The following is a 25162-nucleotide window of genomic DNA, read 5'->3' as shown; positions in this document are numbered from 1 at the left end:
CCTACGTCTCGTCGTCGGGTTGTCAGGCGTGGGAGTAGGCGCCTGTGTTGAGGTCGTCCAGGAGGGTGGGGCCGGTGGGTGTCCAGCCGAGGATTTCCTGGGTGCGAGTACTGGAGGCGGGGATGTCCATGCCGAAGAATCCGCCGATCCAGCCGAAGTGAGCTGGTGCGTTCTCGGCCGAGATGGAGGCGACGGGCAGGTCGAGCGCGTGGCCGATCGCCTCGGCGATCTGGCGTGTCGGGACTCCTTCCTCGGCGATCGCGTGCAGGAGCGAGCCCGCGGGTGCTTTCTCCAGTCCGAGGTGGACGAGGCGGGCGGCATCGGAGCGATGCACTGCGGGCCACCGGTTCGTACCGTCGCCGATGTAGCAGGCAACGCCCTTCTCCCGCGCGATGCCGACGAGAGTGGTCATGAGGCCGTTGTCGCCCGCGCCGTGCGTGGTGGGGGCGAACCGCACCCCGACCACGTGCACGCCTCGGGCGAGGTAGTCCAGTGCGAGGTTCTCGCCGCCGCCGCGAGGGGTGTCGGGGCCGTGGAACGGGGAGGCATCGTCTTCGGTGGCGGGACGGCCACCGCCGACCGGGATGATGCCCGAGGCGAACAGGAACGGCCGACCCGAGCCTTCGAGGGTGCCCCCGATTGCCTCGATCGCGGCTCGCTCGGCCTTGTTCGAGACGGCGGGGTTGTCGAAGTCGTGCTTGTTGGCGAGATGAATCACGGCCTCCGCGTCCGCGGCGCCCGCGCGGATGCCGTCGAGGTCGTCGAGGTCGCCGCGCCGGACCGTGACGCCCATGGCTTCCAGAGCGGCGGCGGAGGTGTCGGAGCGGGCGAGGCCGACGACGTCGTGACCGGCCGCGAGCAGCTCGTCGACGGTGGCGGAGCCGATCCAGCCGGATGCCCCGGTGACGAAAACGCGCATGGATGGATCTCCTTCTTGATGCCCGCCAACCAACACCCCGATGATGTCAGTTGCTGTCGTCACCTTAGCGCATGATGTCAGCCGCTGTCATCAGTATGCTCTCGCTATGGCGCGATGGGATCCAGGTGCGAGGCAGCGCCTACAGATAGCGGCACTGGAGCTCTATGTCCGACAAGGCTTCGAGAAGACGACCGTCGAAGAGATCGCCCAGAGCGTCGGCCTGACCGAGCGCACGTTCTTCCGTCACTTCGCCGACAAGCGCGAGGTGCTGTTCGACGGACACGACATGCTGCAACAGGCATTCCTGGACGGCGTGCGCGCGGCCCCGCCGTCCGCGTCGCCGCTGGAGATGGTCACCGCAGCCCTGGCGGTCTCGGCGGAGTCCTTCACCGACGAACGACGACCCTGGTCACGTCAGCGCCACGCGGTCATCACGGCGAACCCCGGCCTACTGGAACGCGAGCTGCTGAAGAGGGCATCGCTCGCGGCGGTGGTAGCCGGCGCGTTGCGTGCGCGCGGCGTCGCCGAGCGAGCGGCCGTCCTCGCGGCGGAAACCGGCGTGACGGTTTTCAACGTGGCCTTCTCCGAGTGGATCACCGAGGACGAACAGAGGTCACTAGCCGAGGTCGAGCGTGAGGTGCTGGAAGAGCTGAAAGCACTGGCAGCTTGACATTCTTCGCCGTCGAAGCCCCGATGGGGGACCGCCTTTTGCGCCGGCGCATAGAGATCGTTGATATCGGGGTGTCCCGTGGACGCGTACACCCCGATATCGCTCATCTCTCTCTTGTGGATCAGGCTGGTGGTTACTCCGGGACGCGCCGGTAGGCGCCGTCGCTGGCCGAGGTTGCCATCGAGGCGTACGCGCGCAGCGCCGCCGACACCGGGCGCTGTCGATCGGTCGGGGTGTACGGCTTGTCGCGCTTCTCCTCGGCCACCCGTCGCGCTTCCAGCTCCTCGGCGGGCACGTTCAGCTCGATCGACCGGTTCGGGATGTCGATGACGACCTCGTCGCCGTCGCGGACCAGGGCGATCATTCCGCCGGAGGCCGCCTCGGGGGAGACGTGCCCGATGGAGAGCCCTGAGGTGCCACCGGAGAAACGGCCGTCGGTGAGCAGCGCGCAGGAGCGGCCCAGCCCGCGTCCCTTGAGGAACGAGGTGGGGTAGAGCATCTCCTGCATGCCGGGGCCGCCCTTGGGCCCCTCGTACCGGATCACCACGACGTCCCCGGCGACCACCTGCTTGGCGAGGATCGCTGTCACGGCGTCGTCCTGCGACTCGTAGACCTTCGCCGGGCCGCGGAAGGTCAGACAGTCGTCCGGCACGCCGGCGGTCTTCACCACGCTGCCCTCGGGCGCCAGGTTGCCGTGCAGGATGGCCAGCCCACCGTCGGCGGAGTAGGCGTGCTCGCCGTCCCGGATGCAGCCGCCGGCCGCGTCGGTGTCCAGCGACGACCACCGGTTGGTGGTGGAGAACGGCTCGACGGTACGCACCCCGCCGGGGGCGGCGTGGAACAGCTCGACCGCCGTCGGGGTGGGGGAACCGCCGCGCACGTCCCAGTCGGTCAGCCACTGCGCCAGCGAGGGGGAGTGCACGGCGTGCACGTCCCGGTTGAGCTGCCCGGCGCGGTCCAGTTCACCGAGGATCGCCGGGATGCCGCCGGCCCGGTGCACGTCCTCCATGTGGTAGTTCGGCGAGTTCGGCGCGACCTTGGCCAGGCACGGCACCCGGCGGGAGATCGCGTCGATGTCGGCGACGCCGAAGTCCATCTCGGCCTCGCGGGCCGCGGCGAGCAGGTGCAGCACCGTGTTGGTGGAGCCGCCCATCGCCACGTCCAGGGCGACCGCGTTCTCGAAGGCGGCCTTGGAGGCGACGACGCGCGGCAGCACCGAGTCGTCGTCGCCGTCGTACCACCGCTTGGAGATCTCCACGATGGTCCGGCCGGCCTCGACGAAGAGCGACCGGCGGGCGGCGTGGGTGGCCAGCGTCGAACCGTTGCCGGGCAGCGCGAGCCCGATCGCCTCCGTGAGGCAGTTCATCGAGTTGGCGGTGAACATGCCGGAGCAGGAGCCGCAGGTCGGGCAGGCGGAGCGTTCGATCTCACCGAGCTGCTCGTCGGTGACCGCCTCGTTCGAGGATGCGATCATCGCGTCGATCAGGTCGATCTTGCTGTGCACGACGCCCTCGATCGCCATCGTCTTGCCGGCCTCCATCGGGCCGCCGGAGACGAAGACGGTCGGGATGTTGAGCCGCAACGCGGCCAGCAGCATCCCGGGCGTGATCTTGTCGCAGTTGGAGATGCAGACCAGGGCGTCCGCGCAGTGCGCGTTGACCATGTATTCGACAGCGTCGGCGATCAGCTCACGGCTGGGCAGCGAGTAGAGCATGCCGCCGTGGCCCATCGCGATGCCGTCGTCGACAGCGATGGTGTTGAACTCCCGGCCCACCCCGCCGGCCTCGGCGACCGCGTCGGCGACCAGGCCACCCATGTCCTTGAGGTGTACGTGACCAGGCACGAACTGGGTGAAACTGTTGGCGATGGCGACGATCGGCTTGCCGAAATCGTCGTCGGTCATCCCGGTGGCCCGCCAGAGGGCCCGGGCGCCGGCCATCGTCCGACCGTGTGTGGAGGTCCTCGACCGCAGCTCAGGCATACACACCAGCATGACACCGTCGACGCGCCGGCCCACCCGGGTATCTGCCGTGTCCCAACAGATGCACACTCAGCCCCCCACGACGTGCGCCCATCCGGCACTCTTGGAGGCGTGCATCTTCCACCGGGCATGGTCGCTGTCGCGGCGCTCAGCGGGCTCGTCGCCGCGGTGGCCGCCGTGTTGCTGACCGTCGTCGCCCGGCGGCGGACGGGCCCGCGTCGACCGGCACACGTGCTGCTCGCGGTGGCCGCCGGGGGTGCCCTGCTCAGCCTCCTCATCGGGGTGGTCGCGGCGCTCAGCGCGAACGACCACTGGGCTCACGAGCAGGGGCAGCGCACCGGTTGGGCGACAGTTGTGGCGATCGGCATGGCGGTGAGCGGGCTGGCCTTCGCCGCCGGTCTGCTCCGGTTGCCCGGGGTGGCCGCCGGCGCGGCGGGAACGGCCCGGCTCGCCCTGGACGGGTTGGTCATGGCCGCGGCGCTGTGGTTCGTCGGTTGGGTGCTCTTCTCCGAGCCCACCCGGTTGCTCGGTGCCGCAACCCCGATGGCCTGCCCGGCGATCCTGGTGGCCACGGTGAGCGCCGCGCTCGGCGCCGGGCTCGTCGTGATCGTCGTCTTCCGGGCCGCCACGCCACGTCGGCGGCTCGCCGCGCTCGGCGCCGGCATCAGCGCGGTGACCTGCGGTGGGCTGGGCCTCAGCGCCGGGCTGTGCCAGGCCGGGCCGACCATGGCGCTGACCGGTGCGGCGATGCTCGCCGCCGGCCTGCTGACCGTCGCGCTCGCGGTCTACCGGGCCGACCGGCCGGGGCAGGTCGACCTGGACCTGGTCGGGAGCGACGGCGAGTACGCGATCGCCCCGATGCTGGCGATGGCCGCCTCGGCGATGTACCACCTCGCCCAGGACGGCCGATTCACCGCGGCGGGCATCGTGGCCGGCAGCGTGGAGGGCTTCGCCCTGGTCGCACGGCAATACCTCACCCTTCGCGACGTCCGGGGGTACGCGGGCCGCCTCGCCGAGCGGGAGGCGCACTTCCGTGAGCTGGCGCACACCGATCCGCTGACGTCGTTGGCCAACCGGCGCGGGCTGCTCCGGGCGCTGCACCGCAACGCCGCGGACCACAACCCGTGCGTGCTGCTCGGCCTCGACCTGGACGGCTTCAAGAACGTCAACGACATGCGGGGCCACGACGTCGGCGACGCCGTGCTGGCCGAGGTGGGCCGGCGGCTGCGCGGCAACCTGCGCCCCGGTGACGTGGCCGCCCGGCTGGGTGGCGACGAGTTCGCCGTACTCATGCAGGGCCGGCCGGTCGAGGCGGACCGGGTCGCCGAACGGCTCCTCGGGGTGCTCAACCGGCCGTACGACCAGCCGGAGGGGCCGGTCTTCCTGTCGGTGAGCATCGGGGTCGCCGACTGGGCCGACGAGCCGGACGTGGAGCTGTTGCTGCGGCACGCCGACCTGGCGCTGCGCTACGCCAAGCAGCGGGGCAAGAACCGGATCGAGCGGTACGACGCCGCGTACGACAGGCTGCTGCGCCGCCGTACGACGGTGGAGCACGAGCTGCGCGGGGCCATCGACCGCGACGAGCTGCGGTTGGCGTTCCAGCCGGTGGCGTCGCTGCCGTCGGTGCGGCCGGTCGGCGCCGAGGCGCTGCTCCGCTGGCACCATCCCGAGCTGGGCAACGTCCGTCCGGACGAGTTCATCCCGCTCGCCGAGGAGTGCGGGATGATCGCCCCGCTCGGCGCCTGGGTGCTGCACCAGGCCTGCTACCAGCTCTCCCGGTGGCTGGCGGACGGGCACGACGTCTGGGTGTCGGTAAACGTCTCCCCGCGCGAGCTGCACGCCCCGGCGTACGTGGTCCAGGTCGCCGAGGCGCTGCGCGCCCACCACGTGCCGCCGCAGCGGTTGGTGTTGGAGGTCACCGAGCACGCGGTCGCCACCGACCTGGACGAGCTGATCCGGCGGCTCACCGCGCTGCGGTTGACAGGTGTCCGGATCGCGCTCGACGACTTCGGCGCCGGCTACTCGTCGTTGGGGCAGCTGCGCCGGCTGCCGATCGACATCCTCAAGATCGACCACAGTCTGGTCGCCGAGCACGAGCCGGTCCGCCCGGTCGACCAGGACGGCCCGGCGTTCGCCCCGATGGTCGACATCGTCATGCGACTGGGCCACCAGTTGGGGCTGGAGGTGATCGCCGAGGGGGTGACCACCCCGACCGAGTTGGCCGCGGTGGTGGCCGCCGGTTGCCGGTTCGGCCAGGGCGCGCTCTTCGGCTGGGGGGTGCCGGCCGAGCACCTGGAGGCGATGCTGGAGGCGGCCACGTCCCCGGGTGCGCGTCCCGCTCCGATGCCCGCGCCACGTCGCGCTCCGGGTGGATCCGGGCAGCTCACCCCGCCTGCCGATGGCGCGTCGTCGGCAGGCGCGCCGACCTCCGTTAACCAACATGTGGGATCAGTTGACTCATCGCGTGAGATGCGTCAGGCTTAGCCGCATGTCGTCGTACCGGTCGCTGCGAGTACTTACCTGAGCGCACTCTCCCCCATCGAGAGTGCGCTGGCCCCGTGCATCTGCACGAGGGCCGTTTTTATTGCCATCGGAACCTGGCGAAGCGGGCCGCGCCCGCCTCGCATCGCTTGACTAGCCACCAGCCACTCCAGCCGAAGGCCAGAACCGCCATGACGAGACCCACGCCCGAGACCCTCGCCCACACCGCCCGCCGGGCCCGCGCGGCCGCCGACCCGACCGTCGACGTCGACCAGGCCGCCACGCGCACCGCCACCCCGGCCGTCCCGGCGGTACGGCCCACCGCCGCGACCCCGATCTCCGGTGCCGGCTCGCTCGTGCGGTCCCTTGAGGCGCTCGACGTCGACGTCGTCTTCGGCATTCCGGGCGGCGCGATCCTGCCGGCGTACGACCCGCTCTACGACTCGACTGCCCGGCACATCCTGGTGCGGCACGAGCAGGGCGCGGGGCACGCGGCGACCGGCTACGCACAGGCCACCGGCAAGGTCGGCGTCTGCATCGCCACCTCCGGCCCGGGCGCGACGAACCTGGTCACCCCGATCGCCGACGCGTACATGGACTCGGTGGCGATGGTCGCGATCACCGGGCAGGTGGCCAGCCCGTTGATCGGCACCGACGGCTTCCAGGAGGCCGACATCCAGGGCATCACCCTGCCGATCACCAAGCACAACTTCCTCGTGCAGAACGCCGAGGAGATCCCCCGGGTGCTGGCCGAGGCGTTCCACCTGGCCAGCAGCGGGCGGCCGGGCCCGGTGCTCGTCGACATCCCCAAGGACGTGCTCCAGGCCCAGACCACCTTCGCCTGGCCGCCCACGCTGGACCTGCCCGGGTACCGACCCACCCTGCACCCGCACGGCAAGCAGATCCGGGAGGCGGCGCGGCTGATGGCCGCGGCCCGACGTCCGGTGCTCTACGTCGGCGGAGGGGTGCTCAAGGCCGGTGCCGCCGACGGGCTGCGCCGGCTGGCCGAGCTGACCGGCATCCCGGTGGTCACCACGTTGATGGCGCTCGGGGCGTTCCCCGACTCGCACCAGCAGCACCTGGGGATGCCCGGCATGCACGGCACGGTCGCTGCGGTCTACGGCCTGCAGAAGGCGGACCTGATCGTCGCGCTGGGCGCACGCTTCGACGACCGGGTCACCGGCAAACTGGACTCGTTCGCCCCGGACGCGGCAGTGGTGCACGCGGACATCGACCCTGCCGAGATCGGCAAGAACCGGCACGTGGACGTGCCGATCGTCGGCGACGCCAAGCACGTCATCGACGAGCTGATCGTCGCGTTCACCGCCGAGCGGTCGGCGGGGCACGACACCGACCTCGGTGACTGGTGGACGCAGCTGGACGACCTGCGCAACCGTTACCCGCTGGGCTACGACGAGCCGGTCGACGGGACCCTGTCCCCGCAGTACGTGATCAAGCGGCTGGGCGAGATCGTCGGCCCCGACGCGATCTTCGTGGCCGGGGTGGGCCAGCACCAGATGTGGGCGTCGCAGTTCATCTCCTACGAGAAGCCGTACACCTGGTTGAATTCCGGCGGCCTCGGCACGATGGGTTACGCGGTGCCGGCGGCGATGGGCGCCAAGGTCGGCAAGCCGGACACGGTGGTCTGGGCGGTGGACGGTGACGGTTGCTTCCAGATGACCAACCAGGAGCTGGCCACCTGCGCGCTGGAGGGCATCCCGGTCAAGATCGCCGTCATCAACAACGGCAACCTCGGCATGGTCCGACAGTGGCAGACGCTCTTCTACAACGAGCGCTACTCCAACACGGAGCTCGGCACCCACAAGCACCGCATCCCCGACTTCGTGAAGCTCGCGGAGGCGCTGGGCTGCGTCGGGCTGCGGTGCGAGAGCGCCGATGACGTGGACAAGACCATCGCCGCCGCCATGGAGATCAACGACGCGCCCGTGGTGATCGACTTCGTGGTCGGCAAGGACGCGATGGTCTGGCCGATGGTCGCCGCCGGCACCAGCAACGACGAGATCATGTTCGCCCGTGGCGTCCGCCCGACCTTCGACGAGGATGACATCTGATGACCATGCACACCCTGTCCGTGCTTGTGGAGAACAAGCCCGGCGTGCTCGCCCGGGTCTCCGGCCTGTTCTCCCGCCGCGGGTTCAACATCGACAGTCTCGCCGTCGGCGAGACCGAGAACCCAGACGTCTCCCGGATCACCATCGTGGTCAACGCGGAGTCGTCCCCGCTGGAGCAGGTCACCAAGCAGCTGAACAAGCTGGTCAACGTGCTCAAGATCGTTGAGCTGGACCCGCAGGTCTCGGTTGCTCGGGAGTTGCTGCTGGTGAAGGTTCGCGCCGACCGGTCCGCGCGGTCGCAGGTGCTGGAGACCGTCAACCTTTTCCGCGCCCGGGTGGTCGACGTCGCACCGGACACGCTGACCATCGAGGCCACCGGCACCCCGGACAAGCTCGACGCGCTCCTGCGCGACCTCGAGTCCTTCGGCATCAAGGAAATGGTCCAGTCCGGGTTGGTGGCCATCGGGCGCGGCTCGCGTTCGATCACCGCCGGCCCCGCACTGCGGGCCGCCTGACCCGCCGCCGGTCGGCCCCGGCGGGCCGTACCGGAATCCATCCGCACAGACCACGACGGGCCGCCCCGGCCGTCGTACGAAAGGGAAGTTCTCATGAGCGTTGAGGTGTACTACGACGACGATGCCGACCTCGGCCTGATCCAGGCCAAGAAGGTCGCGGTGATCGGTTACGGCAGCCAGGGCCACGCCCACGCGCTGTCGCTGCGTGACTCCGGCGTCGACGTGGTGATCGGTCTGCCGGAGGGCTCGAAGAGCCGTCCCAAGGCTGAGGAGCAGGGCCTGCGGGTGGTCACGCCGGCGCAGGCCGCCGCCGAGGCCGATGTGATCATGGTGCTCGCACCGGACACCGCCCAGCGCGGGATCTACGCGGAGTCGATCGCACCGAACCTCGCCCCGGGCAAGGCGATCTTCTTCGGCCACGGCTTCAACATCCGGTACGGCCTGATCAAGCCGCCGGCCGAGGTGGACGTGGCGATGGTCGCGCCCAAGGGCCCCGGCCACCTGGTCCGCCGCCAGTACAGCGACGGCAAGGGCGTGCCCTGCCTCGTCGCCGTCGAGCAGGACGCCAGCGGCAACGCGTTCGCGCTCGCCCTCGCGTACGCCAAGGGGATCGGCGGCACCCGGGCCGGTGCGATCAAGACCACCTTCACCGAGGAGACCGAGACCGACCTCTTCGGCGAGCAGGCCGTGCTCTGCGGCGGTGCCTCGGCGCTGGTGCAGACCGGTTTCGAGGTGCTCACCGAGGCCGGCTACGCCCCGGAGATCGCCTACTTCGAGTGCCTGCACGAGCTGAAGCTGATCGTCGACCTCATGTACGAGGGCGGCATCGCGAAGATGCGTTACAGCATCTCCGACACCGCCGAGTACGGCGATCTCTCCCGTGGTTCGCGCATCATCGACTCCCGCGTCAAGGACGAGATGCGCAAGATCCTGGGTGAGATCCAGTCCGGCGAGTTCGCCCGCGAGTGGGTCGCCGAGGACGAGGCCGGCCGGCCCAACTTCACCAAGTGGCAGGCCGAGGGCGCGGCGCACCCGATCGAGGAGACCGGCAAGAAGCTGCGCGGCATGATGAGCTGGGTGGACCGCCCGATCACCGAGACCGCCTGACCGTCCGGCTCGGCCGGACGACGATTCACCGACAGCCCCTGGGCTGGCGCTCTCCCCAGCGCCGCCCCGGGGCTGCCCGGCATGCTGCCGCCCGTCGATGCGTCGGGCGGCAGTGCTCGTGCGCCACGACTCCCCTGGACTGCCCGGGTGCCCGGCGTCACCGGTGCCCGGCGCGGCCGGAGCAACCGTTTCGGTGCGGTGAACGGCCGATGTCCGTCGCTCGACCGGGCGTGTGAGGGCACTCACCCCGAAGACCAGAACACGCCGACGAGCGGGCCCCCTACGATCGCCTGTAGGTGCAGCAGCCGGCACCTGACGGCCACGGCACGGATCAGCGCAGGGCGCAGTGCGGCGCCCGGCCGCCCGGGCCGATCGCAAACACGACCTCTACGAGGACCGATGAATCCTGTCGTACTGATCGCCGAAGAACTCGCCCCTGCCGCCATCGAGGTGCTCGCCCACGACTTCGACGTCCGTCACGTCGACGGCACCGACCGTCCGGCCCTGCTCTCGGCGCTCTCCGAGGCCAACGCCGTCATCGTGCGCAGCGCGACCCAGATCGACGCCGAGGCGATTGCCGCCGCGCCGCGACTGAAGGTGGTCGCCCGGGCGGGCATCGGACTGGACAACGTCGAGGTGCCGGCCGCCACCGCGCGGGGCGTCATGGTCGTCAACGCGCCCACCTCCAACATCGTCTCCGCAGCCGAGCAGGCCGTCGCGCTGCTGCTGGCCGTCGCCCGCAACACCGCGAGCGCCAGTTCGGCGCTCAAGGCGGGGGAGTGGAAGCGGTCGAAGTACACGGGTGTCGAGGTGCAGGGCAAGACCGTCGGCGTGGTCGGGCTCGGTCGGATCGGGGTGCTCTTCGCACAGCGCATCGCCGCGTTCGGCACCCGGCTGATCGCGTACGACCCGTACATCCAGCCGGCCCGTGCGGCGCAGCTCGGCGTTCGCCTGGTCGGGCTGGAGGAGCTGCTGCGGGAGAGCGACTTCATCTCCATCCACCTGCCGAAGACGCCGGAGACGGTGGGCCTGATCGGTGAGAAGGAGTTGGCGATCGTCAAGCCCGGCGTGCGCATCATCAACGCCGCCCGCGGTGGGCTGGTCGACGAGCAGGCGCTCGCGGACGCCATCGCCGAGGGGCGTGTCGCCGGCGCCGGTGTCGACGTGTACAGCAAGGAGCCGTGCACCTCGTCACCGCTGTTCGCCTTCGACAACGTGGTGGCCACCCCGCACCTGGGTGCCTCCACCCACGAGGCGCAGGACAAGGCCGGCCTCGCCGTGGCCAAGAGCGTCAAGCTGGCGTTGCAGGGCGAGTTCGTCCCGGACGCGGTGAACGTGCAGGCCGGCGGCGTGGTCGCCGAGGACGTTCGGCCGCTGCTGCCGCTGGCGGAGAAGCTCGGCCGGGCGTTCACCGCGGTCGCCGGCGTGGTCGCCGCGAGCGTCACCGTCGAGGTCCGCGGTGAGATCGTCAACCACGACGTGTCGGTGCTCAAGCTCGCCGCCACCAAGGGCCTGTTCAGCTCAGTGGTCGAGGAGCAGGTCACCTACGTCAACGCCCCGCACCTGGCCGCCGAGCGTGGCGTCGAGGTCACCCTGGTCACCCTGGCCGAGACGGCCGAGCAGCCGACCCTGGTCACGGTGCGCGGCGCGCTGCCGGACGGCCGGACGGTGAGTGTGTCCGGCACTGTCACCCACTCCGGCGCTCGGGACGTCCTGAAGCTGACCGAGGTGGACGGCTTCGACGTGGAGATCGGCGCGGAGGGCATCCTGCTCTTCCTGCGCTACGCCGACCGACCCGGTGTGGTCGGCACGGTCGGCACCCTGCTTGGCGAGTCGGGCATCAACATCGCCGCCATGCAGGTGGCTCGTCGGGAGGCGGGTGGCGAGACGCTGATGACGCTCACCGTCGACCAGGCGCTCGGCGCCGACCTGCTCACCTCGGCCGCCGAGTCGATCGGCGCCACCGCGGCGAGCGCCGCGGACCTGCGCGACGAGTAGTAGACGGCAAGCACCGTGGGGGGCCTGGCGATTCGCCGGGCCCCTCTTCGTTTCCCGTCCGTGCCGCCGGTCGACGTCAGCCGGGCAGCCGCGCCGGGGGCGGGTAGACCGAGCCGTCCTGCGGGTCGAACAACATCAGCCCGTGCTCGCCGGCCAGCCGCTCGATGTCGAGCAGCACCTGGTCCGCGCAAGTCGGGTGCAGGTTCAGCTCGACGTGGTCGTGGGCCGCGTGCAGCGGCGCCACCGCCCACGGGCTGTTCGGGCCGGGGTGACGGTCCGGATAGGAGGCGGTAATCGCCCGGTAGAAGCTGACCACCCGCGGGTCGGGGTAGCGGTCCACGTGCCGACCCTGCCGGCAACCGTTGACCGCTGTCCGCACGTCCTCGGGCGTCGCCCCGTCCTCCAGGGCCCACACGCTCAGATCGAAACTCACGGCGGATAGCGTGCCATCCGCCGTTCACCATGTCGAAACTGCCTCGCCGCCGGTCAACCATCGATCACAGCGGTCTCCGGTCGCGACGGTCCGGTGTGGAGACTCTTGCGTCGAGTTGCGTCGATTCGCTAGCGTACGCACTGCGGTCACTGGCCGAGTTCGAGGCGCCGGCCCGTCTTCGGGTGGCGCGGTCGACGTCCGGCCCGACCGGTCCGCACCCCTCGGTTGTGCGAGCCACGCGCACTCGTCGCTGACCGGCCCCCACTGTCGTTGCCGAGACCGTGGGGGCCGATCGCGGCTCGACCAGCTCAGCGACGGTGTGCGAAGAGCGCGCGATAGTCGGAGCTGCCCCGGAACCACGCCAGGCCGGTGGGGCCGGCGGCGTAGAGCGCGGTGGCGTAGGCGTCGGCGATCGCCAGGTCGGGGCCCACGACGGTGGCGGCGACGAGGTGGTCGGCTGGCTCACCGGTGTGCGGGTCCACCACGTGCTCCTGCCGCCCGGTCACCCCGGAGGTGCCGACCGCGCCGGCGGTCATCTCCAGCACCAGCGGCGCGCGCTCGGGTGCGGTCGGGTGGTGCACCGCGACCCGCCAGGGTCCGCCGTGCGGCGCGCGGCCCCGGACGACCAGGTCAGCGCCGGCCAGCACGGCGTAGTCGTGGATGCCGGCGGCGCGCAGCCGCTCGGCGGCGCGTTCCACAGCCCAACCGCCGAGCATCCCGCCCGGGTCGAAGCCGCCGGGCACCGCCCAGGCGTCGAACCACCCGTCGGTGGCCGCGCGCATCGCCGCGCAGCGGTCCACCAGATCGGCGAGCGGAGGGTACGAGTCCGGGCTGATCTCGCCCCGACGCAGCCGGGAGACCAGGCTCTCCGGCCGGTTGGGACCGTAGGTGAGGTCGATGGCACGCAGCTCGGCGACGCTGTCCCGCAGCGCCTCGCCCACACCCCGGCGGCCGAGCCACTCGGGGGCGTTGAGCAGGAGGGTGTACTCGGCGGTCGCGGTGCGTACGGTGTGCTGCACCGCGATCCGGCCCTCGGTGGCGGCGGTCGGGTCGATCCGGTGCCGGCGGCTGCCGAGTCGAAGGTCCGGCCGGCGGTTGCGGAACGCGGACGGGTCCGGCCAGCGGGTTCGCGGCTGCTCGTCGATGCGCATCGCATCTGCCCCCTCGCACATGGCGCCGCGTCATCGCGACCCCGTTGGTCAGCGAGCCCCCGCGACCCACTGAGCACTACGGTAGGCAGCGGAGATGACCGCCCCATGAGTCCCAGCTGAGAGGGTGCTGTGCATTCCGCCTCCCAAATGGTGGACGCCGCGTACCGGGAGGCGGGACGGCGACGTACCGTTGCCGGGTACGGAACCGTTGAGCAGAGGAGTGCGGTCGTGGCGCGGATCGCGGTGGTGGCCGGAGACGGCATCGGGCCCGAGGTGGTCGCGCAGGCCCGCAAGGTCCTCGACGCGGTGCTGCCCGACGTGCAGGCCACCGAATACGACCTCGGTGCCGCCCGCTGGCACCGTACCGGAGAGGTGCTGCCCGACTCGGTGCTTGCCGAGCTGGCCGGGCACGACGCGATCCTGCTCGGCGCGGTCGGTGACCCGACGGTTCCGCCGGGCGTGCTGGAGCGGGGGCTGCTGCTCAGGCTCCGCTTCGCCTTCGACCAGTACGTCAACCTGCGCCCGTCCCGGCTCTGGCCCGGGGTCGCCGGCCCGCTGGGCAACGTGAAGCCGGGCGAGGTCGACCTCGTGGTGGTGCGCGAGGGCACCGAGGGGCTCTACGCCGGCGCCGGTGGTTCCCTGCACCGGGACACCCCGGCCGAGGTCGCCACGGAGGAGAGCCTGAACACCCGGCACGGCGTGGAGCGGGTGATCCGCGACGCGTTCGCCCGCGCCGGTCGCCGGGAGCGGCGCAAGGTCACTCTCGTGCACAAGACCAACGTGCTCACCCACGCCGGGTCGCTCTGGGCCCGCACGTTCGACGCGGTCGCCGCCGAGCACCCGGACATCGACACCGAGTACCAGCACGTCGACGCGGCGGCCATGTTCCTGGTCACCCAGCCGCAGCGCTACGACGTGGTGGTCACCGACAACCTCTTCGGCGACATCCTCACCGACATCGCCGCGGCCGTCACCGGCGGCATCGGGCTGGCCGCCAGCGGCTGCATCAACCCCGAAGGGGCGTACCCCTCGATGTTCGAGCCGGTGCACGGCTCGGCGCCGGACATCGCCGGGCAGGGCATCGCCGACCCGGTCGCCGCGGTGCTCTCCGCCGCGTTGCTGCTGGAGCAGCTCGGGCACAGCGAGTCCGCCGCCCGGGTCAACGCGGCGGTCGCCGCCGAGCTGGCCAGCCGGGTTCCGGGCGTAACGCTGCGTACCGAAGAGGTCGGCGACCGGCTCGCGGCCAACGCCGTAGCCTGACCGTCCCGGCCCGAGGGGCGACCGACCTGGCGTCGGTCTGCCCGGGGCAGTCCGCCTCGCCCGACCGGCGCTACCTTCTGAACGACCGTTCGGGGTAAGTTTCTGGCACAGCCATGTCGGTGTGCGGTCCCGCATGCCGTTGTTCCGCAGGGAGGTCAGCGCGATGAGCGGTGGTGACAAGCTCGACTTCGAGATCCGTCCGAATCCCGCACCGGTATCCGCCGCCGACCGGGCCGCCCTGCTGGCCAACCCGGGTTTCGGCCGTGTCTTCACCGACCACATGGTCACCGTCCGCTACGCCGACGGCAAGGGCTGGTACGACGCCCGGGTGGAGGCCCGTGGGCCGATCCCGATGGACCCGGCCAGCGCGGTGCTGCACTACGCGCAGGAGATCTTCGAGGGGTTGAAGGCGTACCGGACCGCCGACGGCGGCGTGACGATGTTCCGGCCGGACGCCAACGCGGCTCGCTTCGTCACCTCCGCGCAGCGGATGGCGATGCCGGAGCTGCCGCCGGAGGTGTTCGTCGACTCGTTGCACAGGCTCATCGAGATCGACCAGGAGTGGATCCCCACCGGCGAGGACGGCAGCCTCTACCTGCGACCGTTCATGTTCGCCAGCGAGGTCTTCCTCGGCGTCCGCCCGGCCAACGAATACCTCTACGTGGTGATCGCCTCACCGGCCGGCTCGTACTTCACCGGTGGCGTCAAGCCGGTCACCGTCTGGGTCTCCCCGGACTACACCCGGGCGGCGCCCGGCGGCACCGGCGCGGCCAAGTGCGGCGGCAACTACGCCGCGTCGCTGGCGGCCCAGGCGGAGGCCATCGAGGCCGGGTGCGACCAGGTCGTCTTCCTGGACGCGGTGGAGCGCCGGTACGTCGACGAGCTGGGCGGCATGAACGTCTTCTTCGTCTACGACGACGACACGGTGGTCACCCCGCCGCTGGGCGGCACGATCCTGCCGGGCATCACCCGCGACGCCATCCTCACGTTGGCCGGGGCGGCCGGGCACCCGGTCGAGGAGCGGGCGGTCAGCTTCGCCGACTGGCAGGCCGACGCCGCCAGCGGTCGCCTCCGGGAGGTGTTCGCCTGCGGCACCGCCGCGGTGGTCACCCCGATCGGTGGGGTCCGCTTCCCGGACGGCGAGTTCCTGATCGGTGGTGGCGAGCCCGGCCGGGTCACCATGGCCCTGCGTCAGCAGTTGGTCGACATCCAGCGTGGCAAGGCGGCCGACCCGCACGGCTGGGTGCAGCGGGTCCTCTGACCTCAGTCGCCGCGCCGGCCCGTCCATCTGGACGGGCCGGCGCGGGCGGCCTACGCGTCGGTGGGCTTCGCCCTGGTGGGCTCGTCGAGCAGGTGGTCGCGGAGCGCCGCGAGCTGCTCGTCGGTCACCCCGGCGTGACGCAGGTACGCCTCGACCGAGCCGTGCCCCTCGCGCAACTCGTTCAGGAAGATCTGCATCGCCTCGGCGGGTGAGCTCAGGAACGGCGCCGGCACGTCCACACCGCCCGGGGTGACGGAGGCCAACCAGGCGCTGTACCGGGCCGACGCCGCACTGCTCAACGCGTAGTCCGCGGTGATGTCCGCGTCGTCGACGCCGAGTACGGCGAGGGTCAGCGCGCAGACGATGCCGGTGCGGTCCTTGCCGGCGACGCAGTGCACCACCACCGGTGCGTTGGCGGAGTCGGCGATCAGCCCGACCGCCTCGGCCAGCCCGGCGGTGCCGGTCTGGGCCAGGTCGGCGTACCGGTCCGCGAGGTACTGGGCGAGGCTCGCGCCCTCCTCGTGCGGCGTACCCGCCCAGTCGGCGTGCTCCGGGTGGATGTGCCGGTAGGCCAGCCCCTGGTACGCCGGCACCCGGCCGTCCCGCTCCACCTCGGTGGGGCGGCGCAGGTCGATGACGGTGCGGATCCCGATCGCGGCGAACGCGTCGCCGTCCTGCTCGGTGAGGCGGTGCAGCGAGTCGGAGCGGTAGAGCCGGCCTCGGCGTACGGAGCGGTCGTCGTGGCCCAGGTAGCCACCGACGTCGCGGAAGTTGAAGGTGGCGGGGAGCGAAAGCGGGGGGTTGTCCTCGGTGGCGTCCACGTTCACACGGTAACGGCCGGTGGGACAGTGCCCCACCGGCCGTCGGGTCGAACGGTCACCGTGCCGTGCCGGGTGGGAGCGCGCCGTACGTCTCGTCGTAGTAGCCACCCAGCTGATCCCGGTAGCTCGGGTCGCTGTGGGTGGTCTCGTCGTACTCCGGGGCGGCCTTGATCTGGTCCCGGGTCCGGTCGACGGAGACGGTGCGCTGGTCGTGGTCGACCTGGTTGACGGTGCCGGCCGGCAGCATCACCTTCTTGCCGAAGATCCATGGCCCGGTGTCCACGACCAGGTAGCTGCCGTCCACCTCGTGGCTGGCGCTGTCGATCTTGCCGATTCCACCGTCGGTGGCCTCGACCTTGTAGCCGACCAGGTCGGCGTCGGCCACGCCGGCCTGGTCGCGGTAGCGCCAGGGGTCGAACGTGCCGGCCGGCGCGCCGCCGGGCACCGAGCCCTGGCCGCCGCCGCGCAGCGGATCCGGCCCGGCGTGGGTGGCGTGCGGATCGATCCTGTCCATGCCGTTCACTCCTGACTGTCACCGATCAGATCGTGTCTCCGCAGGAGCTACCCGGCCGTCGGGGGCCGGAAACGGTGAGAAATCGAGGCGCAGTGCGGCCTCGGCGTCCAGGGTGACCGCCGCGGCGTGCACCACGGCGGAGATCCGTAGGGCCTCGTGCAGCTGCTCCCGGGTGAAGCCGACGCGGCGCAGCTTCTTCTCGTGCAACTCCAGGCACACCCCGCAGCCGTTGATGGCCGACACGGCGAAACACCAGAGCTCGAAGTCGCCCTTGTCCACCCCCGGCCTCGCGACGATCTGCATCCGAAGGCGGGCTGGCATCGAGGCGTACTGCTCGTCGCCGATGAGGTGCTTGGCCCGGTAGTAGATGTTGTTCATCGCCATGATCGCCGCGGCGCCCTTGGCCGCCTCGACACCCTCCGGCCCGAGGTGCCCGAGCGCGTCGGCCGCGATCTCCCGCAGTACCACCGGGTTACGGGCGGCCACCGCACAGGCCAGTGCCGTGCCCCAGCTCTGCGCGGGGGTCAACGTCGAGGCGCCGACGGTGGAGCCCAGGTTGAGCCGGATGTCCTTGGCGTAGTCGGGCAGGGCCGCCCTGATCGCGTCCAGACCCATGATCAAACCCCGGCGATCTCCGTCGGGCTGATGGAGACGAAGTCCATCGGCCCGACGAAGACCACACGCCACGTGCCCTCGTGGGACGTGTGGCTGGTTGTCTTGGACGCGTTGTTGGCGTCCAGCGATCCGCAGGCGGTGAGTCCGTGCTCAGGTAAGCGGTCACTGACGGTGAGCACAGGTCCTCCTTGCAGACGGCGCGGTGGCCATCATTGGATCCGTTGCCGATGCTTCCGCATGGCCGTTTGCGCCGTTGAGTGGCCTGGTGGGCTTGTGAAGCCGATCACGAGCGGCGGTTCGGGGTGAACGAACCCTCAGTCACCATCCCGCCATGTGGATTGTTCCTCCCACATTCGGGGGAGGGGTGGCAGAGTGGCGAGCGTGACCAGCACCGTCCTGATTATTGCGACCTAGCGCGCCGGCCCTCCCCTCTGCCGAGCGCGCAGACCTCCCGCATCCGCGGGAGGTCTTTTTGTTGCTCCGAGAAAGGATCCTGATGACGTTCCAGGTCTTCGACACCACGTTGCGCGACGGCGCCCAGCGCGAGGGACTCACCTACTCGGTGGTCGACAAGCTGGCCGTGGCCCGGCTGCTCGACGAGTTCGGCGTCGGCTTCATCGAGGGCGGCTGGCCGGGCGCGGTGCCCAAGGACACCGAGTTCTTCCGTCGCGCCCGCACCGAGCTGGACCTGCGGCACGCCGTACTCGTCGCGTTCGGCGCCACCCGCAAGGCCGGTGTTCCGGTCGCGGACGACCCCCAGGTGCGCGCCCTGCTGGACGCGCAGACCCCGGCGGTGGCCCTGGTCGCCAAGGCGCACTCCCGCCACGTCGAGCGCGCCCTGCGTACCACCGGCGCGGAGAACCTGGCGATGATCCACGACACCGTCAGCCACCTCGTCCGCGAGGGCCGACGGGTCTTCGTCGACGGCGAACACTTCTTCGACGGCTACCGGCACGACCCCGCGTACAGCGCGGCTGTGGTGCAGACCGCGCTCGCCGCCGGCGCCGAGCGGATGGTGCTCTGCGACACCAACGGCGGCATGCTGCCGTCCCAGGTGACCGCCGCGGTCCTCGACCTGACCGACAAGCTGGGGATCGACGCCGGGTTGCTCGGCATCCACGCCCAGAACGACACCGCCTGCGCGGTGGCCAACACGATCGCCGCCGTCGAGGCGGGCGTCCGCCACGTGCAGGGCACCGCCAACGGGTACGGCGAACGCCCGGGCAACGCCGACATCTTCGCGGTCGTCGCCAACCTCCAACTCAAGCTGGGCATGCCCGTCCTACCGGAGGGCTGCCTGGCGCAGATGGTGCGGGTCTCGCACGCCATCGCCGAGATCGCCAACATCGCCCCCGACACCCACCAGGCGTACGCCGGGGCCGCCGCCTTCGCCCACAAGGCGGGGTTGCACGCGAGCGCGATCAAGGTCGACCCGTTGCTCTACAACCACGTCGACCCGTCGGTGGTGGGCAACGACATGCGGATCCTGATCACCGAGATGGCCGGTCGGGCCAGTGTCGAGCTCAAGAGCCGCGAGCTCGGCCTGGACCTGGCCGGCAGCCCGGACGCCCTGACCCGGGTCACCAAGCGGGTCAAGGAGTTGGAGGCAGGTGGCTGGTCCTTCGAGGCGGCCGATGCGTCCTTCGAGTTGCTGGTCCGCTCCGAGCTGCCGGAGGGCAGCCCGGCCCGACCGTTCAAGCTGGAGTCGTACCGGGTGTTGGTCGAGCACCGCGAGGACGGCGCGGTGGTCTCCGAGGCGACCGTCAAGATCCGGGTTCGCGGTGAGCGGGTGATCGCCACCGCTGAGGGCAACGGCCCGGTCAACGCACTCGACGAGGCGCTGCGGGTGGGGCTGGCGCGGCACTACCCGCAGCTGCGCGACTTCGAGTTGGCCGACTACAAGGTGCGCATCCTGGAGGGCAGCCACGGCACCGGCGCTGTCACCCGGGTCCTGCTGGAAACCTCCGACAGCAGCGGCCGAGACTGGACCACTGTCGGCGTTCACCCCAACGTGGTCGAGGCCAGCTGGCACGCCCTGGTAGACGCCCTCACCTACGGCCTGGCCCCCACCACGGTCTAACCCCCACCCCCACCCCCGCGATCTTGCACTTTGTGTTGGCGTTATGAAGCCCTTTGTCGCTGATGCCGGGACAGTAAGTGCAAGATCGACGGGGTGGGGGGCGGGGGTTTAGGGGGTGGGGAGGGTGAGGGTGGCTTGGACGGGGCGGTGGTCGGTGTTGGGGAGGTTCAGCACCTTCACCGAGCGGACCGCTATGCGGTGGTCGACAAGTACGTGGTCGATGGTGACCGGTGGGATGAGGTCACCGTCGTACGGACCCCAGGTGCCGGTCAGGCCCCGTCCGGTGGCGTCGGCGGCGTCGACGTAACCGGTGCGCAGCAGGGCCCGCAGTGGACTGTGGTCGAGGGTCGCGTTGAAATCCCCGGCGAGGATCCGCAGGCCACCGTCCGGAGTGGCGGCTGGTTGGGCGGTCAGGTCGGCTCGCCAGGCGCCCACCTGGTCCAGCGCGTAGGGCGCCGAGGGGTGGGCCGACTCGACCCGGACCGGGGGGCCGCCGGGGACGGACACCATCGCGTACGCCTGGGTGAAGCCCCAGCCCTCGAGGTTGCGCCGGACGCCGACGTCGCTGATCGGCCACCGCGAGTAGAGCCCGGAGCCGGCGGTGCCGATCACCGGGTTGAGCTGCCGGTGCGGCAGCAGCGTGTCGAGGCCGAGCTGATCCAGGGCGGCCTGCGCGTCCGGTGTGAACTCCTGCACGGTGAGCACGTCCACCTCGTATCGCTGGACCAGCTCCACAAGCGTCCGCGCGTCGGCGGCGCCGGCGAGCAGATTGGCGGTGAGCAGCCGCACTGTCGGCCCGGCCGCCGCCGGCTGAGAGCTGGCCAGCGCCCGAGGTGCGACGGCGCCGAGCAACGCCACCGCCGCCAGGGCCGCGAGTGCCGCCGGCCACCAGCGCCGTAGGGCGAGCGCGAGGGCCAGGACCAGCACGCTGACGCCCGCGACATACGGCGTGAAGGCGAGCGCCTGCACCAACGGCCCCCGGTCCAGGCCGAGTAGCCGGACGGCCGCCCAGAGAGCTGTGGGTACGACGGCAAGCCAGCAGAGCACCGTGCGGAGCCGAGCGCCCCGGTGCGCGGGTGGAGCGTCGACGATCACGACGATGATCGTAGTCGGGCCGGGGCGAAGCCATTTCATGAATGGTGTTGGGCTCACATTTCACAATTATCTGACGGTTGGTTGACACCCCGGAAAAGCGAGATCAACTATTGACTGGCGGCTTTTTCCGGTGCTACGTTCCATCTGGCTTAAACGACGCAACTCTGAGTAGTAACCGCAGCTCAGGTGGGATGTAGATTGCTGAGAAATCAATCTCATCGGGTGTGAGCGAGGCAGCTTTCCCCCGCCCAACTGTTGTCGTACGCCTATTTATGGGCAGTCATCCGTCCCGCCCCGCGGGTCGGCCGAATTCGCACGGTCACACAAGGGGGACCTGTCATGAGCACATCCTTCCGACGTAAGGTGGCGGCGGTCACGTTCGCCGTCCTGGCGCTCAGTCTCGCCGGCGGGGGCATCGCAATCGCCCAGCCGTCGGCGAAGGCGCCGCAGGAGGCCGTCCAGCCGGCGGCACGCGGCACGAACTCCCAGCCGCCGGTCAGCGCCGAGTCGGCGCGTCTGGCGAAGGCCGCGCTGAAGACGGGTGCTGCCACCCCACTGGTGGCCACCAACGTCTTCACCGTCGTCAACTCCAACGGCACCAAGGCCCGCGGCAGCGGCACCGTGGTCAAGTACGGCGTCGGGGAGTACGAGGTGATCTTCGGTTACACCGTCTCGGCGGGCGCCTTCCTGGCCACCCTCTCCCTGTCCGGCTCCTGCTGCATCCCGCCGGGTGGCGAGGTTTCCGTCGCCCCGCGGCTGCTGACACCCAACGCGGTCTTCGTGCAGACCCGCAACTCGGCCGGGACGCCCGCCAACCTGGGCTTCACCCTGCTCACCCACACACCCTGACCGAACCGACAGTCCGGCCCCCGTCGCCGCTGGCACGGGGGCCGGACTCTGTCTGCCCGGGCGCGCGCACCGTCCGCCGGGATCGGCGGCCGGGGGAGGCGGTCGGGCCGTCCTCGACCGCTTCGTGCCGATCGGGCGCACACTGGCCGGTCACCCGCCGGTTGTCCGCCCCTCGGCATGCTCGCGACGGTCGTCACCCTTCCGCGCGGCTCATCCCCATTCCGGTCACTCCGGGCCGGTCCCTGCCGCACAATCCCACGTTTGCCGGGCGTGTGCCCGGGAAGCAAGCACCGTGACGGACATCTCGGACACCCTGGCCAGCATGCCCAGCCCGGTCGATCCGGAGCCGACCGGCATCGAGCTGGAACAGACCCTCTTCGAGGTCAAACGCGTGATCGTCGGGCAGGATCGCCTCGTCGAACGCCTGCTCACCGCCCTGGTCGCCAACGGACACTGCCTCCTGGAGGGGGTCCCCGGCGTGGCCAAGACCCTGGCCGCGCAGACCCTCGCGACAGTGGTCGGCGGCACCTTCTCCCGGATCCAGTTCACCCCGGACCTGGTGCCCTCCGACATCGTCGGCACCCGGATCTATCGGGCGTCCAAGGAGACCTTCGACATCGAGCTGGGCCCGATCATGGCCAACCTGGTGCTGGCCGACGAGATCAACCGGGCCCCGGCCAAGGTCCAGTCGGCGCTGCTGGAGGCGATGGCCGAACGGCAGGTTTCGATCGGCGGGCGCAGTTGGCCGGTCCCGGAGCCGTTCCTGGTGCTGGCCACCCAGAACCCGATCGAGTCCGAGGGGGTCTACCAGCTCCCGGAGGCGCAGCGTGACCGGTTCCTGATGAAGGTGGTGGTCGACTACCCCAGCGACGCCGACGAACTGGCCATCCTCTACCGGATGAGCACCGACCGGCCGAGCCCGCGCCGGGTGCTCGACGCGCAACGGCTGCGGGACCTCCAGATCCACGCCGAGCGGGTCTTCGTCCACCACGCGTTGGCCGAGTACGTGGTGCGGCTGATCCTCGCCACCCGCGAGCCGGGCCGATTCGGGCTGCCGGAGATCGCCCCGCTGCTGGCGTACGGGGCCAGCCCGCGGGCCACCCTGGGCCTGGTCGCGGCCGCCCGGGCACAGGCCCTGCTGCGGGGGCGGGAGTACGTGCTGCCCGAGGACATCCGGGAGCTGGCCGTCGACGTCCTCGCCCACCGGCTGGTGCTCTCCTTCGACGCGGTGGCCGACGGGGTGTCGGCCGAGAGCGTGGTGCGACGGCTCGTCGAGGCGGTGCCGCCGCCCCGGCTGGCCACCGGACACCCGCAGCAGACACCGGATCTGGCGGCGGCATGAGACGCGCGAACGTCGCGTCGGCCAGCACACCCGCCGACCCCGGCCTGGCCGAGCTGGCCCCCGACCAACGCCTGCGCCGCCTGGAGCTGACCGTCACGCGCCGGCTGAACGGCCTGCTGCACGGCCAGTACCGCGGTCTGCTGCCCGGTCCGGGCAGTGAACCGTCCGGCAGTCGTGAGTACCGGCCGGGCGAGGACGAGGTCCGGCGGATGGACTGGGCGGTGACGGCCCGGACCGGGGTGCCGCACGTCCGGCAGGTCGACGCCGACCGGGAACTGACCACCTGGCTGCTCGTCGACGGCAGCGCCAGCATGGAGTTCGGCACCGCCGAGCTGGACAAACGGGAACTGGCGGTGGCCGCCGTCGCGGCTGTCGGTTTCCTGACCGCTGGCGTCGGCAACCGCCTCGGCGCCCAGGTGCTACGCGCCGACGGGATACGCCGCTTCCCGGCCCGCAGCGGGCGTACCCATCTGCTTGCCCTGCTCCGCACGCTGCTCGCCGCCCCGCGTGCCACCGCGCCCACCGACCGGCCGGGGCGGGGGCCGTCGGCCCGGCCGCCCGACCTGGCCGACGGGCTCGACGCGCTGCACCGGATCGCCAACCGGCGGGGGCTGGTCGTGGTGGTCTCCGACTTCCTCGACGGCCTACCCGACGAACCCGCCCAGGCGGCGCCCTGGGAACGGACCATGCGCCGGCTGTCCGTCCGGCACCAGGTGCTGGCGATCGAGGTGACCGACCCGCGTGAGCTGGAACTACCGGACGTCGGCCTGATCACGCTCGTCGACCCGGAAACCGGTCGGCACCGCGAGGTGTGCACATCGGACCGTGGGCTGCGCGAGCGGTACGCCGAGGCCGCCGCCGCCCAGCGCGAACAGGTCCACCAGGCGTTGCGCCGCAGTGGGGCCACCCACCTGCCGCTGCGCACCGACGGGGACTGGAGCGCGGACATCGTCAGGCACGTGCACGCCCAGCGTCGGATGGCCGCCGCGCCGGCCGGCCAGCCCCGGGGCGGTGCCTCGTGATCTGGCAGTCGCCGTTGCGACTCTGGCTGCTGCTCGGCGTGCTCGCCCTCGTCGTCGCGTACCTGGTGCTGCAGCGGCGACGCAGCCGGTACGCGGTGCGCTTCACCAACCTGCGGCTGCTGGACCGGGTGGCGCCGCAGCGGCCGGCCTGGCGTCGACACGTGCCGGCCGGGCTCTTCCTGGCCATGCTGGCGCTGCTCGTGGTCGGCTTCGCCCGCCCGACCGCCGAGGTCCGGGTGCCCCGGGAGCGGGCCACGGTGATGGTGGCGGTGGACGTCTCCACGTCGATGCTCGCCACCGACGTCGAACCGGACCGGTTGGCCGCGGCGAAGGAAGCTGCCCGGCGCTTCGTCGAGGGACTGCCCGACGAGTTCAACGTGGGTCTCGTCGCGTTCGCCGGCAGCGCCGCCGTGCTGGTGCCCCCGGGCACCGACCGGGACGCCCTCGACGAGGGGATCGGTCGGCTCGCCGAGGGGATCACAGGCGTGCAGGGCACCGCGATCGGCGAGGCCATCAACACCTCACTCGGCGCGGTCAAGAGCCTGGACAGCGAAGCCGCGAAGGAGACCCCACCGGCCCGGATCATCCTGCTCTCCGACGGCGCCAACACCTCCGGGATGGACCCCATGGAGGCGGCGGCGGAAGCGGTGAAGGCGGAGGTGCCGGTGCACTCGATCTCGTTCGGCACACCGTCCGGGTTCGTCGACCGCGGCGGACGCCCCATCCAGGTGCCGGTGGACGGGCAGACCCTCAAGGCGGTCGCCGAGGAGACCGGCGGCATGTTCCACGAGGCCAGTACCACCGACGAGCTGCGCGCCGTCTACGACGACATCGGCAGCTCGGTCGGCTACCGCACCGAGCGGCAGGACGTCTCGGCTCGGTTCATCGGCCTCGGACTGGTGTTCGCGATGGGTGCCGCCGCCGGCTCGATGCGCTGGTTCTCCCGGCTGCCCTGACCGCCGCGCACAACCGACGT

Annotated in this window: 22 protein-coding genes; 13 read left to right on the top strand and 9 right to left on the bottom strand. The window is 71.2% G+C overall.

Annotated features, from left to right (window positions below):
- Nucleotides 1-22: 22 nt before the first annotated feature.
- On the bottom strand, nt 23-919 hold the full coding sequence (locus KBX71_RS08305) for an SDR family oxidoreductase (RefSeq protein WP_210817413.1): 897 nt from the start codon (nt 917-919) through the stop codon (nt 23-25).
- A 106-nt stretch (nt 920-1025) separates the two neighbouring features.
- Here KBX71_RS08305 and KBX71_RS08300 point away from each other — a divergent pair, with 106 nt between their 5' ends.
- A complete protein-coding gene (locus KBX71_RS08300; RefSeq protein WP_210817412.1) occupies nt 1026-1589 on the top strand; it encodes a TetR/AcrR family transcriptional regulator in 564 nt (187 codons plus the stop codon).
- A gap of 133 nt (nt 1590-1722) precedes the next feature.
- Here KBX71_RS08300 and ilvD read toward each other — a convergent pair whose 3' ends face one another.
- On the bottom strand, nt 1723-3570 hold the full coding sequence (gene ilvD / locus KBX71_RS08295; protein WP_210817411.1) for a dihydroxy-acid dehydratase: 1848 nt from the start codon (nt 3568-3570) through the stop codon (nt 1723-1725).
- Nucleotides 3571-3699: 129 nt separating this feature from the next.
- Here ilvD and KBX71_RS08290 point away from each other — a divergent pair, with 129 nt between their 5' ends.
- From KBX71_RS08290 to serA, 5 genes are all read left to right on the top strand, one after another.
- Nucleotides 3700-6054 (top strand): bifunctional diguanylate cyclase/phosphodiesterase, encoded by a 2355-nt coding sequence (locus KBX71_RS08290; RefSeq protein ID WP_247683158.1) that lies wholly within the window; start codon nt 3700-3702, stop codon nt 6052-6054.
- A gap of 188 nt (nt 6055-6242) precedes the next feature.
- Nucleotides 6243-8123 carry an acetolactate synthase large subunit gene (locus KBX71_RS08285; RefSeq protein ID WP_210817409.1) on the top strand — a complete coding sequence of 627 codons (1881 nt, stop codon included), beginning with the start codon at nt 6243-6245 and terminating at the stop codon, nt 8121-8123.
- Nucleotides 8123-8638, top strand: coding sequence for an acetolactate synthase small subunit (gene ilvN / locus KBX71_RS08280; protein ID WP_124815780.1), 516 nt, complete (start codon nt 8123-8125; stop codon nt 8636-8638). The genes KBX71_RS08285 and ilvN overlap by 1 nt, the downstream gene beginning before the upstream one ends.
- A gap of 93 nt (nt 8639-8731) precedes the next feature.
- Entirely contained in the window at nt 8732-9745 is a 1014-nt protein-coding gene (gene ilvC, locus KBX71_RS08275; protein WP_124815778.1) for a ketol-acid reductoisomerase, read from the top strand.
- A gap of 399 nt (nt 9746-10144) precedes the next feature.
- Complete coding sequence (gene serA / locus KBX71_RS08270) at nt 10145-11743, top strand: phosphoglycerate dehydrogenase (RefSeq protein WP_210817408.1); 1599 nt, start codon at nt 10145-10147, stop codon at nt 11741-11743.
- A gap of 76 nt (nt 11744-11819) precedes the next feature.
- On the opposite strand, the gene KBX71_RS08265 is transcribed toward serA, so the two are convergent.
- The gene (locus tag KBX71_RS08265) at nt 11820-12176 is read right to left on the bottom strand and encodes a hypothetical protein (RefSeq protein WP_091393184.1); all 357 of its coding nucleotides are present in this window, start codon (nt 12174-12176) and stop codon (nt 11820-11822) included.
- Nucleotides 12177-12484: 308 nt separating this feature from the next.
- Complete coding sequence (locus tag KBX71_RS08260; protein WP_210817407.1) at nt 12485-13327, bottom strand: FAD:protein FMN transferase; 843 nt, start codon at nt 13325-13327, stop codon at nt 12485-12487.
- Between the two features lie 228 nt (nt 13328-13555).
- Between KBX71_RS08260 and KBX71_RS08255 the strand changes: the two genes are divergently transcribed.
- Nucleotides 13556-14587: a 3-isopropylmalate dehydrogenase gene (locus tag KBX71_RS08255; RefSeq protein WP_210817406.1), complete on the top strand. Its 1032-nt coding sequence runs from the start codon at nt 13556-13558 to the stop codon at nt 14585-14587.
- Between the two features lie 163 nt (nt 14588-14750).
- Nucleotides 14751-15848 (top strand): branched-chain amino acid aminotransferase, encoded by a 1098-nt coding sequence (locus KBX71_RS08250; protein ID WP_210817405.1) that lies wholly within the window; start codon nt 14751-14753, stop codon nt 15846-15848.
- A 50-nt stretch (nt 15849-15898) separates the two neighbouring features.
- Here the strand turns inward: KBX71_RS08250 and KBX71_RS08245 are convergent, their stop codons facing one another.
- From KBX71_RS08245 to KBX71_RS08230, 4 genes are read right to left on the bottom strand one after another with little or no spacing between them, the layout of a single operon-like run.
- Nucleotides 15899-16669 carry a tyrosine-protein phosphatase gene (locus KBX71_RS08245; protein WP_307847002.1) on the bottom strand — a complete coding sequence of 257 codons (771 nt, stop codon included), beginning with the start codon at nt 16667-16669 and terminating at the stop codon, nt 15899-15901.
- Nucleotides 16670-16724: 55 nt separating this feature from the next.
- The gene (locus KBX71_RS08240; RefSeq protein WP_210817403.1) at nt 16725-17183 is read right to left on the bottom strand and encodes a PRC-barrel domain containing protein; all 459 of its coding nucleotides are present in this window, start codon (nt 17181-17183) and stop codon (nt 16725-16727) included.
- Nucleotides 17184-17201: 18 nt separating this feature from the next.
- The gene (locus KBX71_RS08235) at nt 17202-17798 is read right to left on the bottom strand and encodes a carboxymuconolactone decarboxylase family protein (RefSeq protein WP_210817402.1); all 597 of its coding nucleotides are present in this window, start codon (nt 17796-17798) and stop codon (nt 17202-17204) included.
- Nucleotides 17799-17800: 2 nt separating this feature from the next.
- Nucleotides 17801-17977 carry a hypothetical protein gene (locus tag KBX71_RS08230; RefSeq protein WP_210817401.1) on the bottom strand — a complete coding sequence of 59 codons (177 nt, stop codon included), beginning with the start codon at nt 17975-17977 and terminating at the stop codon, nt 17801-17803.
- 317 nt (nt 17978-18294) lie between these two features.
- On the opposite strand from KBX71_RS08230, the gene cimA reads away from it, so the two are divergent.
- Nucleotides 18295-19878, top strand: coding sequence for a citramalate synthase (gene cimA / locus KBX71_RS08225; RefSeq protein ID WP_196928021.1), 1584 nt, complete (start codon nt 18295-18297; stop codon nt 19876-19878).
- 108 nt (nt 19879-19986) lie between these two features.
- On the opposite strand, the gene KBX71_RS08220 is transcribed toward cimA, so the two are convergent.
- Complete coding sequence (locus tag KBX71_RS08220) at nt 19987-20970, bottom strand: endonuclease/exonuclease/phosphatase family protein (protein ID WP_374102590.1); 984 nt, start codon at nt 20968-20970, stop codon at nt 19987-19989.
- 342 nt (nt 20971-21312) lie between these two features.
- On the opposite strand from KBX71_RS08220, the gene KBX71_RS08215 reads away from it, so the two are divergent.
- From KBX71_RS08215 to KBX71_RS08200, 4 genes are all read left to right on the top strand, one after another.
- A complete protein-coding gene (locus tag KBX71_RS08215; RefSeq protein ID WP_210817400.1) occupies nt 21313-21822 on the top strand; it encodes a hypothetical protein in 510 nt (169 codons plus the stop codon).
- Between the two features lie 292 nt (nt 21823-22114).
- Nucleotides 22115-23164 carry a MoxR family ATPase gene (locus tag KBX71_RS08210; protein ID WP_210817399.1) on the top strand — a complete coding sequence of 350 codons (1050 nt, stop codon included), beginning with the start codon at nt 22115-22117 and terminating at the stop codon, nt 23162-23164.
- The gene (locus KBX71_RS08205) at nt 23161-24186 is read left to right on the top strand and encodes a DUF58 domain-containing protein (RefSeq protein ID WP_210817398.1); all 1026 of its coding nucleotides are present in this window, start codon (nt 23161-23163) and stop codon (nt 24184-24186) included. The genes KBX71_RS08210 and KBX71_RS08205 overlap by 4 nt, the downstream gene beginning before the upstream one ends.
- Complete coding sequence (locus KBX71_RS08200; protein WP_210817397.1) at nt 24183-25142, top strand: VWA domain-containing protein; 960 nt, start codon at nt 24183-24185, stop codon at nt 25140-25142. The genes KBX71_RS08205 and KBX71_RS08200 overlap by 4 nt, the downstream gene beginning before the upstream one ends.
- Nucleotides 25143-25162: the final 20 nt, after the last annotated feature.

The sequence above is a fragment of the Micromonospora sp. D93 genome, from assembly GCF_018070365.1.
GTDB lineage: Bacteria > Actinomycetota > Actinomycetes > Mycobacteriales > Micromonosporaceae > Micromonospora > Micromonospora ureilytica.
This window is presented reverse-complemented; position numbering and strand designations above follow the sequence as displayed.